The 11,785-nt window shown below is 28.5% G+C and carries 12 protein-coding genes; 6 read left to right on the top strand and 6 right to left on the bottom strand.

The annotated features are described in order from the left end of the window. Positions 1–73: 73 nt before the first annotated feature. The 6 genes from Q0K52_RS00275 to Q0K52_RS00300 form a co-directional block, all read right to left on the bottom strand. Positions 74–904, bottom strand: coding sequence for a hypothetical protein (locus Q0K52_RS00275; RefSeq protein ID WP_297295273.1), 831 nt, complete (start codon positions 902–904; stop codon positions 74–76). Between the two features lie 9 nt (positions 905–913). Then, the gene (locus Q0K52_RS00280; protein ID WP_297295275.1) at positions 914–1,333 is read right to left on the bottom strand and encodes a hypothetical protein; all 420 of its coding nucleotides are present in this window, start codon (positions 1,331–1,333) and stop codon (positions 914–916) included. A gap of 13 nt (positions 1,334–1,346) precedes the next feature. Then, complete coding sequence (locus Q0K52_RS00285; protein WP_297295277.1) at positions 1,347–2,024, bottom strand: hypothetical protein; 678 nt, start codon at positions 2,022–2,024, stop codon at positions 1,347–1,349. Between the two features lie 562 nt (positions 2,025–2,586). Beyond that, positions 2,587–4,533 carry an FAD-dependent oxidoreductase gene (locus tag Q0K52_RS00290; protein WP_297295279.1) on the bottom strand — a complete coding sequence of 649 codons (1,947 nt, stop codon included), beginning with the start codon at positions 4,531–4,533 and terminating at the stop codon, positions 2,587–2,589. 471 nt (positions 4,534–5,004) lie between these two features. Further along, positions 5,005–5,529, bottom strand: a complete 525-nt coding sequence (locus tag Q0K52_RS00295; RefSeq protein ID WP_297295281.1) for an MFS transporter — start codon at positions 5,527–5,529, stop codon at positions 5,005–5,007. Continuing rightward, positions 5,432–6,265, bottom strand: coding sequence for an MFS transporter (locus Q0K52_RS00300; RefSeq protein ID WP_297295283.1), 834 nt, complete (start codon positions 6,263–6,265; stop codon positions 5,432–5,434). The genes Q0K52_RS00295 and Q0K52_RS00300 overlap by 98 nt, the downstream gene beginning before the upstream one ends. 217 nt (positions 6,266–6,482) lie before the next feature. On the opposite strand from Q0K52_RS00300, the gene Q0K52_RS00305 reads away from it, so the two are divergent. The 6 genes from Q0K52_RS00305 (at position 6,483) to Q0K52_RS00330 (ending at position 11,051) form a co-directional block, all read left to right on the top strand. After that, positions 6,483–7,022, top strand: a complete 540-nt coding sequence (locus Q0K52_RS00305) for a PadR family transcriptional regulator (RefSeq protein WP_297295285.1) — start codon at positions 6,483–6,485, stop codon at positions 7,020–7,022. Between the two features lie 205 nt (positions 7,023–7,227). Beyond that, complete coding sequence (locus tag Q0K52_RS00310; protein WP_297295287.1) at positions 7,228–7,539, top strand: HPr family phosphocarrier protein; 312 nt, start codon at positions 7,228–7,230, stop codon at positions 7,537–7,539. A 44-nt stretch (positions 7,540–7,583) separates the two neighbouring features. After that, a complete protein-coding gene (locus Q0K52_RS00315) occupies positions 7,584–8,966 on the top strand; it encodes a GntP family permease (RefSeq protein ID WP_297295289.1) in 1,383 nt (460 codons plus the stop codon). Between the two features lie 51 nt (positions 8,967–9,017). Then, positions 9,018–9,452, top strand: a complete 435-nt coding sequence (gene dut, locus Q0K52_RS00320) for a dUTP diphosphatase (RefSeq protein WP_297295291.1) — start codon at positions 9,018–9,020, stop codon at positions 9,450–9,452. Positions 9,453–9,489: 37 nt separating this feature from the next. Next, positions 9,490–10,308, top strand: a complete 819-nt coding sequence (locus tag Q0K52_RS00325; protein ID WP_297295293.1) for a hypothetical protein — start codon at positions 9,490–9,492, stop codon at positions 10,306–10,308. 2 nt (positions 10,309–10,310) lie between these two features. Further along, complete coding sequence (locus Q0K52_RS00330) at positions 10,311–11,051, top strand: hypothetical protein (protein ID WP_297295295.1); 741 nt, start codon at positions 10,311–10,313, stop codon at positions 11,049–11,051. Positions 11,052–11,785 lie beyond the last annotated feature (734 nt).

An 11,785-nucleotide genomic window follows, 5' to 3' on the forward strand; every position in this document is an offset into this window, starting at 1 on the left:
CTGTGGCGTGCGGCGGGAAAAAGAACAAGAAAAAAATTGACAAACTTAAAAATTTTCAGTATATCTTTATTCATTAAAAATTAATATTGATTTTTAAAGATTTAGAATATTTTATTTCTCTGCTTGCATTAGAACTAAATTTTAAATTCATAGAAGAATTTAAAACATTAATTAAAAACTTAGGTATATGGGCACCGCTTACTTTTACTGCAATATCTACATATCTTTCTAAACTAGAAACTACATGGTCTAATTTAAATTCTTCTATTTTTATATTACCAGCTATCTTACCATGAAGCATATATTCATCAATTTTGGATTTTATTTGCATTAAAGCATATATATTAATATTTTCATCTTCTATCATTTTTTTAAAATCTTCTTTAGGTAGAGAATGTATTTCTGTTATATCTTCCTCATACCTAGATTCTTTTTTTTCGGTATGCTCTAATTTAGATATTATACTAGTATTTGATCCAGCACCAATTTTTAATTTCCCTATTATAAAACTTGATTTAGATGACATTTTTTTTTCCAATTCTTCTATATTTATTTTTTCTTCCTGAATAATAATTTCTATATACTTTGCTCCAATATTTTTGGATAAATGAGATAATAAATATTTAAAATCATGTTCGTAACATTCATAATAAGTATCTATTGGATAATAAACATTATTGAATAATTTACTTTCAACTAAATATAAGGATTTATGATTTGAACTAGCTAAGTTTATTGGTTCCTTATATAATTCTTTTACATAATATTTATTGAGTTTTTCTGCATCTTCATCTGGAGTATATATATCTAAATCTCCAAAAATTTTTTTACGTTCTGAATATTCATTTTCTATATCAAATTTAGTTTGACTATCAGCAACTATTAATATTTCTGAATCTTTCATAAAATATCCTTATTTATTAATAAAATAAAATATTATAAATGCAATAACTATTGCAGCAAATATTGATGTTATAGTTTTTACATTTGTAGTTGTTTTATATTTAGAATGAAGTTCTTTCCACTTTTCATAATCTAATCCCATTAACTTCAATGTTTTTTGTATTTCATCATTTGTAACCTCATTATTGTAAATTATCAAAGCCGTTCTTCTTCTATTTGAAATATCTTTTTTTTCATGCTTCATATAGCATAATGTATAACCATTTTTTGCTTTTATGACACCTTCATCATCATTAATATTAAGTCTTGGAAGCATTTCATATAATTTATTTATTGCTTCATTTTCTTCTTTACCTTTAACTAATTTACCATTAATTACTGTGGTATGTTCAAAACCTTCTTCAGCACCCTGAATTGTAGCAATTATCATATTATTTCTCCTTTTAATCTAAAATAAAATTTATAATTTCATCTTGAGGACTTTCAGATAATTCAAATATCTTACATCTAACTCCTAAATCCGATATTTTTTTCTCTACTTCTATTTTATTCTGTAACTCATTACCATGAGTTCCTATAGCAAAACATTTGATATTTTCATTTTCTAGTGAAAAATTAACCATATTAATTATTCCACGTTCTATATTTTTTCTTACCATAATTTTTTTTATATTATCAAATAAATAAAATATATTATCTGTAGTATTATAATATCTACAGTCAAAAATATAACATCTCATAGAATGAGGTATCTTTCTAGCTGTACCAATAGTTTGTTTTTTTCTAGAATTATTACTTCCAGGTGTATTTATGAAATAATATGGTTTCTTTTTATCATTACCTATTTTTTTTGATTTTATAATTTCATAAATAAAGGTTTCATCTGTACCTAATTTCCGTCTATCTTTTATACGAAAAACTCTTCTAAAAAAAGTTTTTACTTTGCCTTCTTTTTTTGGTAAATCTTCAAACTTTAAACCTAATAATATTTTTATAAATGTATCTTTTCCAGCCCTACTTTCACCAAAAACTAAAACCGTCCTATCTTTAAATAATCCATGCTTAAGACGTTCGCATATTTCACCAATCTTTGTCTTAAAATCTTGTAATTTATTAAACATAAATACACCTTTATTATTTAAATTAACAATACTCAATATATTATACAAAAAAAAAAAAAAAAAATCAAGTATTTTAACAAAGATAATATGTTTTTATACATTAAAAAATATTTTTTTATAATTTTTCTTACATTCCCCGCCCTTTAAAATTTACTGCTTAAATTTGAACATAAAATCTCTTATTCTTTGAAGCTATAAAAGAAAAAGCATGCCCGCCCAAGCGATTTTTAAATTTAGAATTTTTACTAGAAAATCAAATTAAAAACTTTATTCACCGCACGCAGAATGAAGCTAAAAAACAAAGCTTATTTAGAATTCAAAATTCATAAAATATAATATCCTATTTACCGTGCGTTAAGGAGATTATAAATTTAATAAAAACTAGGGTGGGGTTGCTTTTTCTAATTCAGCAATAAGAATAATTAAATTAAAAATACAGAATAAAATAGTAGACTTAACAGGGTGGGCATGTAAATAAATTCTAAATATAAATAAAAAAGGCTTTATAATATATTGCTATACTATAAAGCCATGGAAAATTATGAATCTATATGTTTAACTATTATATGTCTAAAGCAGCATGATAGCCCCAATAAACAGCATTTGTTATTGTTGCTACTTTTGCAGCATCTCCTATTACTCTTACAAATGGAGCAGTATCTCTTAATTTTTCAACAGTATCAGTGCAAGATCTTTGTCCTAATGCACATATAACTGTAGTTCCTTCAACTAATACTTCTTTATTGTCTTTATCAACACATAATATTCCGTCTTTTCTTACTTCTATACCTTTATATCCAGTATGAACAGTAACATATTTATCAACTTCTTTTAAAAGTAAAGGTCTATGTCTTACATTAGCATCAGGAGCAAGTTCATCTCTCATTTCTACAAGATGTACTTTTTTACCTTCCATTCCTAAATGTATAGCACATTCACAGCCTGCCAATCCTCCACCAAATACAACTACATTATCAGTTACTTTATCTTTTTCTTTGTAGTAGTTATTTACTATTACAACATTATCACCATCTAAACCTTTTATAGGAGGAACTAAAGGAGTTGAACCTACTGCAATTATTAATGCATAAGGATTTTCTTTTTCCACTAATTCTTTTGTTACTTCTGTATTTGTACGAATTTCAACGCCAGCTTTTTTAGCAAGCAATGCATAAGTATTAGATAAATCATACATTTCTTTTTTGAAAGGTATTGCCTGCTCACTTTTTAATATACCTCCCACTTCTGATTCTTTCTCACATAATATAACTTTATGTCCTCTTCTAGCAGCAGTATAAGCAGCATATAAACCTCCAGGGCCTGCACCTGCAACTAAAACTTTTTTACTTTCTCTTGCAGGCATAACTTCAATTCTGTCAAGTTCTCTTCCTATTAAAGGATTAACTGTACATCTTCTAGTAGCAGTAGCAGCACGTTCAGCCATACAAGTAAAGCATCTTAAACAATGCACTATTTCTTCATCTCTATTTTCCATTACCTTTCTAGGCAATTGATGATCAGCAAGTAAAGCACGTGCCATATAAACAATATCTGCCTTTCCTGAGGCAATAATATCGTCCATTTGTTCTGGGCTATTTAAAGCCCCTATAGTTGATACTGGTACAGAAACATGTTTTTTTATAGCCTCTGCTAAATATACATTACATCCATGCTCTTTAAATATAGAAGGGTGAGTGTCTCCGAAACCTCTTTGATAAGTACCAGCAGAAACATGAAGCAAATCAACATAAGGAGATATCTGTTTAGCTATTTCTATTCCTTCATCTAAATCATAACCTCCATCAAATAATTCAGAACCGCTGAATCTAAACTCTATTGGAAATCTTTCTCCAACAGCTTTACGTACAGATGTTAATACCTCTATTGCTAAACGGCATCTATTCTCTAAACTTCCGCCGTATTCATCTTTTCTTTTATTAAAATAAGGAGAGAAAAATTGATTTAACAACCAACCATGACCTCCATGTATTAAAAGCATTTCAAAACCAGCTCTTTTAGCAAGTGCTGCAACATTTCCGTAAGCATCAACAATATCTTTTATCATTTCTTTTGTTAATGATTTTACTTCTACACCATCAGGACGTACTGTATCAGAAGGCCCCCATTGAGCCATGCTTTGTTTTTTACTTTTATCTGTCATATATGTACCTGCATACATACCAGAATGTGATAATTCCAAGCTAGCTATTGAACCATGTCTTCTTATAGCATCTGCAGTATAAGTAGCTGCGGCAAGAGAGTTTAATATTTTTGTATCCAAATGATAAGCATGAGAACCGTCTGTCTCAGGATGCACCATACATTCACTTACTGTAACAGCACCTGCACCGCCTCTTGCTCTTAATTCATAGAATGCAGTTGATTTTGGTCCTATACAGCCATCATTAGTTATATCAGTTCCGCCCATTGGAGCTGAAAACATTCTATTTTGAAATGTAACGCCTGCTATTGTTATAGGCTTACATAGATTAGGATATTTATGTTTCATATTGTACTCCTTTATTTATTTTTTATTATTATCAATTTTTTAGGTACATACATTCATTATGTGTATTTTTTCAAATCTATGCTATGTAATAAATAATAATGTAATGTATACTAAAAATTTTTAAGTTTATCATTTTTTATTGTTCTTTTTCCCGCCGCGTACGCTCTGCGGACTTCGTCAAAGAACCAAAAAGTGCAATTATAAAATTAATATCAAATCATAATAATCATGTTTTTCATATAAGATAAATTACTAAATTTAAGCTAAAATATAGCCTTTCGCGAAGCGTATCCGAGTCTATTGAAAATATAAGCTTCTTTATAGCAATACCATCCTAAAGGACTTCCTATGGTCGCAGTACTTCATTCGTCCAAAAGAAGTATGGTGCCTAAGCATGCAGAGCTGTAAGCAAAGCTCCGCAATTTTTTAAAACTAATTTTTTAGAAAATATATTTTACTTTAATATATTAATTAAGAATTAGCTTTCTTTTCTCTTTTGTCTAAAATAGAATAAATTATTGTTAATACTATTCCAAAAATATTTAAAGCACATGCCACTAAAAATGCATTCTGATAACTTCCGTATTGACGGTACATACTTCCCATAACAGTAGGGCCGAAATATCCAGCTATAGCAACACCAATAAACATTATTCCATAATTAACACTGTTATTTAATGTTCCAAATTTTGAAGCTGTAAATCCTGGAAAAACTCCCATAAAAGAACCGAAACAAAGTCCTACTATAGATATGCCAATATAGAAGATAACATTAGTTCCTTCTCCTGATTTATAAAGACATAATAATCCTATTGCACCAAGAACACATGAAAAAGCTAATGTTAATATTCTTCCTATTTTATCTGAAGAATAACCTGCTACAATTCTTCCAAATACATTAAATAATGCTAGAACTGAAACTGCGGTACTTGCAGCAATAGCACTCATACCAACTAAATTTCTTGCAACTGCTGAAGCTTGAGAAGTAATCATCATTCCTGTAAAAGCTCCGCAAGTAAAAAGAAGTATCATTACATAGAAATGCTGGAGTTTTAAGCATTCCTTTCCAATCTTTATTAATAGTGACCGAATTTGAATTCTTCTTTTCTGGAGGAGTCCAACCATCTGGTATAAAGTTTGGAGGACATTTTTCTATAGTGAAAGAACAAAATGCAAGTATAATACAAAAAACTACACCAACAATTTTAAATGCTGTAGGGGCATCAAATTTATTAACAATCATTGTAACTATAGGAGGAAGTGCTACAGAACCAAAACCATATACTGCAGTTATAATACCTCCTACCAATCCGCTTTTATCTGGAAAAAATTTTATACAGCTGCTTATTGCTGTACCATAAGCCATGCCTAATCCAAGTCCTCCTATTAAAGCATAAGATACAATTAAAAATCCAACACTTGTAGCAAATCCTGAAAGAAGCATTCCAAGTCCCCACATCATACCGCCTACAAATAAAACTTTTTTAGGTCCGAATTTATCATTAACCCAGCCTCCGCTTATCATTGTTATAGGGCCAACACTATTAGCTATTGTATATACTATAGCTAAATCTGCTGAAGTTAATGTTTTTCCTAATATTCCAGACAAATATTCAGCCATAGGTGCAGCAAATACACTCCAAGTATAAATTGAACCTAAACATAAATTGGCTAAACATACTACAAAAAGTATAAACCATCTCTTTTTGTATAATTCATAATATACTCCCACGATTTATTATTATATGTAAACATTTATAAAATGTTATATTCTTATCCTTTATTTAAAGGTTAAACAGTTTTCATGTATACAAATAATAACATATAGATATAAACGTGTCAATATATACATATTAGTTTTTATATGTTTTACACTATAGATTTTATATATTAATAATGATATAATGCTAAAATATAAACATATAGAACAAATAATTGGAGCGATTTTTATGGGAGTGTTAAAATATGCCATTTTAGGACTTTTAAATCAAAAAAGTATGACAGGATATGACATAACAAAAGAATTTGAAGAAACATTATGCGAATTTTGGAGTGCGAAACATAGTCAAATATATCCGGAATTAAAATCACTCAATGAACAAGGTATGGTAGAATATAAAATAGAAATATCCGGAACTGTTTTAGAAAAAAAATTATATTCTATTACTGAACTTGGAAAAAAAGATTTTATGAAGTGGCTTGAGTCAGAAATAGAGATTCCTCCTACATTTAAAGATGAATTTAGGCTGCAGTTATTTTTCTCAGATTGTTTATCAGAAGAAATGAGAATAAATCTTATAACTAATCATTTAAATCAGCATAAAGAAAGACTAGAGCATTTAAAAAATAATCAAAAAAAATTTTCATCTGTTATTCCTGAAAAAAACACAAATAGTTTCAGCGATTATTTAGTATTAATGGGAGCTATTATGCGTGAAGAAAATACTTGTAAATGGCTTGAAAAATGTTTAGAATTATGCAGTAAATAAATATTGTTCTAAATATTTAATTAATAAAAAGTATAATAAAAAACTAAAAAATATAAAGTTCATATAATAGTGACTTATTATTTCTTATATAAGAACATATAAAGTTAGTTATTTTTTAAACTATGTTTATTATAGAATAAATATATTGAAAAACAAATAAAAATATACTATACTTAATATATAAAATAAATTCTCAGGATATCTAATGACTTTAACAAATGTAGTTACAATCAAAAGCAAAAACGGTATGCATCTTAGACCTGCAGGCGTTTTATCACAAATTTCAAGCAAAACTGACTATGCCAATATAGGAATATTTCTATTATATAACGGCGTTAGAGCAGATGCTAAAAGTGTATTCAATATTATGGGACTTGGAGCATTTCAAGGTGCAAATCTTATACTAGAAATTGAATATGAAGATGGTATGGAAGAAATAGCAAAAGAAGCTGAAAAAGAATTAGTAGAATTCTTTGAAGAAGGCTATATACATGCTGAAGTTCCAGAGGAAGATTAAAAACTATAAATTTATATAAAGATAAATACTAAAAAGGATATCTAATGATTAGTTATTTTGTAATAGCTATGTTGGCGATATCAATTATTGTTGTAATGGTTTTGACTATTAAATTTAAAGTGCATCCATTTATAGCAATGTTGTTAGTTGCCATATTTTTAGCATTTACCCTGCATGTTCCCTCGAGTAAGGGCAGTAATTATATAACAGAAATATCAGCATTAATAGGTAAAGGTTTCGGTAACGCATTAGCAAATGTTGGTATATTGATAGTACTAGGAAGTATCATTGGTAATATATTAGAAATGTCTGGTGCCGCCTTAAAATTAGGTGAGATAGTACTAAAAATAGTTGGAAAATCTCACCCTGCTTTAGCTATGAATATATTAGGATTCATAGTTTCAATACCTGTCTTTTGTGATTCTGGTTATTTAATATTAACACCTCTAAGAAAAGCTGTAGCTAAAAAAAGCGGAGCATCTCCTGTAGCATTATCAGTTGCATTGTCTACTGGACTTTATGCCTCTCATGCTTTGATTCCTCCAACTCCTGGGCCGGCTGCAGTTGTAAATCTATTCGGACTTGAAGCTCATTTATTAACTATAATTATAGTTGGTTTAATAGTAGCTATACCAACATCATTAGTTGGGGCAATATATGGTATATTTATATCAAAATATATAAAAAAGCCAAAGTATCCAGATAAATCACCTACTTATGAAACTTTAATTAGCGATATAGGCGAACTTCCTTCTGCTTGGAAGGCATTAGCCCCTATAATTGTACCTATATTATTAATGGCTATAGGAAGTATAGTAAGATTCGATTCATTACATTTAGGTGAAGGTTTCATAGTTAATGTATTAATTTTCTTAGGTGAACCTACTATGGCATTATTTATAGGCTTTTTATTCTCACTTCTATTAACTCATAGATTTAACAGAGAAGAAATAGCGATGTGGATAGGCGATGGTATAAGATCTTCAGGAAGCATATTAGCTATAGTTGGAGCCAGCGGTGCTTTTGCGGAAGTTTTGAAATCTACTGAACTTGCAAAAATCATACCTGAACTAGGTCATATATTTGCTTCAGTTAATTTAGGTTTAATATTACCTTTTATAATGGCATCTGCTTTAAAAATAATGTTAGGTTCTTCTACAATAGCAGTCGTTACAGTTGCTAGTTTATTTGCTCCTTTGCTTGATACTTTAGGATTTGTAACTCCTATATCTCAAATATTAGTATTAATGTCAATAGGTGCCGGATCTATGATAGCTTCACATGCTAATGATAGTTATTTCTGGATTGTTGTTGAATTATCCGGATTAAAAATCAATGATGCATATAAAGCAAGAACTTTAGCAACATTTGTACAAGGAATTACAGCATTAATTATAATAATGATACTTGCTTTCTTACTAAGATAGTAATATAATCCTTTTCAATCTACAAAATGATACAAATAATTGGAGAAAATGATGCTTAAAATAAAAATTATAAATAAATCAAATAATCCATTACCAAAATATCAAACCCCAGGCTCTTCTGGTCTAGATTTGCATGCTAATTTAGATGCACCAATTACATTAAATAAAAATGATATTGTATTAGTACCTACAGGTCTTTTTATTGAGATTCCAGAAGGTTATGAAGCACAGATTAGAAGCAGAAGTTCATTAGCTTTAAAAAATGGTATATTTTGCTTAAACTCTCCCGCTACCATAGACAGTGATTACAGAGGAGAATTAAAAATTATATTAGCTTCTTTAACAGATAAACCTTTTACTATAAATAATGGTGATAGAATAGCTCAAATGGTATTTGCTAAAGTAGAAAAAATAGATTTTGAAGAAGTAGATTCTATTTCTAATACGCAAAGAGGGGAGGGCGGATTTGGAAGTACAAATAAATAACTATTGATAAATTATATTTTTTATATATAATATACTTATGAATAATAAATTAAAAATGTTTTTATGTTTCATATTTTCAATTTTAATGTTATCATGCGGTTTACCGGATGTTACAGGAGTAACTCTAGAATTAAACCAGCCATATATAACAAAAGTTATACCTGGCAATAATAAACTAACAGTTGAATTTGAAGCACAAAATAATGAGCCGTCATTTAGCGGATATAATATATATTTTGGAGATAAAACTAATCCAAGAAAATATAGATTATATAATCAGCAAAAAGCTCGCCCAACTATGTCTGAAACTAAATCAGAAACTCCACGTAAATTTACTTTCACTATTGAAATAGGAAGTTATTATTCCACCAATAATAATGATGTAGATACATTAAAAAATACTGATCTAAATAATGGAATACCAGTATATATTTGGGTATCAGCATATCAAATAACCCCTCAATTAGAAAGTTATTATTATTATGATAATTTTGTACAAATGGGTACTCCAAGACCAGAGGCTTTGAATCAAACAATATCATCTGGAGATAAACTTAATATAGAGGGACGAGATCTTGCTGTTGTAACAACTGTTAATGGTAAATTGTATTTTCAAAATGCTGCTAATGGAAGTATGATGGTTATGTCAGGAAATTCCCTTGAAGATATTGTTGTTCCTCCAGAAAATGGATATGGTAATATAGATTTGGAAGTAAAAGCTAATAGGTTATACCTTATAAAAATAACAGAAAACAATAATGCATATTATGGAAAAATATATGTAAGGAGTGTAAGCGGTACGAGTGCTACAGTTGATTATTGCCGTCAAACTGCTGCTAACATACTTAGCTATTAATTATGAAAAAAATTTATATATTTATTATATTAATAATATTTACATTTATTTCATGTAATGAAGAATTAATTACAGTAGTAGATGAATATAATCCGCCTTATGATATTCAAGCCATACCAGGTGATGGTAAAGTAAGTATAAGTTTTTGGTCAGGAGTTATAGCTTCGGACTTTTCTGGATTTAATATATATGCCAAAGATTCTGATTCATTTACACAGCCTGATGATGCAATACAAAATTCTAAAAAGGCATATCCAACAGTAAATAGGGCAAAACATACAAGAACAAATTTTGTAATACAAATTCCAACTTATACATTTAATAATAATACATTATACTATGTATCAGTTACTGCTTATGGTACAAATGATTTAGTAGATAAAAAATATATAGAAACTCCAATAAGTACTATATGCCCAGTAATACCTAGACCAGAAGGAACAGGAAGCGGTACAACATTAACAGCTAGTTCGGCAAATGTTGGAACAATGGATCCAACTACAGAAAAAGTTACTGCTAGTTCTGGATGGGGAGTTCAGTATTTCGGATATCAAACTAATTTTAATGCTGTAGTTATACTAACTAACAATACTGATGCTTCATTTGATACTGAAACAGTATATGCTGTAAATGGACTTTATATATTTAAAAGTGGAAATCAATTAGCTAAAATTTGGATAAAAAGTGCTAGCTCATATCAATGGGCGTACCAACAAGATGCTTCTCAATGGTGGGGCATTTGATTTTAAATATAAAAATATATTTAATTATATAAAAATCTGTTTTTATTTTATACTTAATAATTGCAATTTTTTTATCTAAAAATATTTAATTATATAAACAAAAACTATAAAATACTATACTCAATAAAAAATTTATATTCTATAAAGTTTGTTATACATAATCAAAAATATTATATATCTAAACAAATATACTTTGTCAAAAATAAATTTATGTTTTGGTTTTATATTTTTGGCTTTGCACCACCCCCCACTCTTTTGCGACTGAAGAAGTACCTGTGGTATTGCCACAAAGAAGCTATATCCTCGACAAGCTCGGATACGTTTCGCGAAAGGCTGCATTTCAACTTAAATTTAGTAATTTATCTTACATGTAAAACATAATTAGTATGATTTAATACTAATTTTATATTTGCACTTTTTGGTTCTTTGACGAAGTCCGCAGAGCGTACGCGGCTGGAAAAAGAACAACAAAAAATTGACAAAGTTAAAAATTTTTAGTATATACAAATACTCACACTATAAAAAAATCAAAGCATTTTTTTACTGACATAAACTTTAAATCATTACAAAATATAATAATATACAAAAACAATTTTACATTCAAAAAAATTATAAGATATTATAACTAAAAATAGGGTAATAAATAGACAAACTTTCATAAATAAAAATAGAGCCTATAGCATAAAACTATAAGCTCTATTTCCAAAGGAGAACAATAAACCTATCTAATTTAA

Source organism: uncultured Brachyspira sp., assembly GCF_944390845.1.
GTDB lineage: Bacteria > Spirochaetota > Brachyspiria > Brachyspirales > Brachyspiraceae > Brachyspira > Brachyspira pulli.

Coding starts and splice junctions, on each gene's coding strand:
- Q0K52_RS00275 (WP_297295273.1), bottom strand. CDS start 904: ATGAAAGATTCAGAAATATTAATAGTTGCTGATAGTCAAACTAAATTT.
- Q0K52_RS00280 (WP_297295275.1), bottom strand. CDS start 1,333: ATGATAATTGCTACAATTCAGGGTGCTGAAGAAGGTTTTGAACATACC.
- Q0K52_RS00285 (WP_297295277.1), bottom strand. CDS start 2,024: ATGTTTAATAAATTACAAGATTTTAAGACAAAGATTGGTGAAATATGC.
- Q0K52_RS00290 (WP_297295279.1), bottom strand. CDS start 4,533: ATGAAACATAAATATCCTAATCTATGTAAGCCTATAACAATAGCAGGC.
- Q0K52_RS00295 (WP_297295281.1), bottom strand. CDS start 5,529: ATGATGATTACTTCTCAAGCTTCAGCAGTTGCAAGAAATTTAGTTGGT.
- Q0K52_RS00305 (WP_297295285.1), top strand. CDS start 6,483: ATGGGAGTGTTAAAATATGCCATTTTAGGACTTTTAAATCAAAAAAGT.
- Q0K52_RS00310 (WP_297295287.1), top strand. CDS start 7,228: ATGACTTTAACAAATGTAGTTACAATCAAAAGCAAAAACGGTATGCAT.
- Q0K52_RS00315 (WP_297295289.1), top strand. CDS start 7,584: ATGATTAGTTATTTTGTAATAGCTATGTTGGCGATATCAATTATTGTT.
- dut (WP_297295291.1), top strand. CDS start 9,018: ATGCTTAAAATAAAAATTATAAATAAATCAAATAATCCATTACCAAAA.
- Q0K52_RS00325 (WP_297295293.1), top strand. CDS start 9,490: ATGAATAATAAATTAAAAATGTTTTTATGTTTCATATTTTCAATTTTA.
- Q0K52_RS00330 (WP_297295295.1), top strand. CDS start 10,311: ATGAAAAAAATTTATATATTTATTATATTAATAATATTTACATTTATT.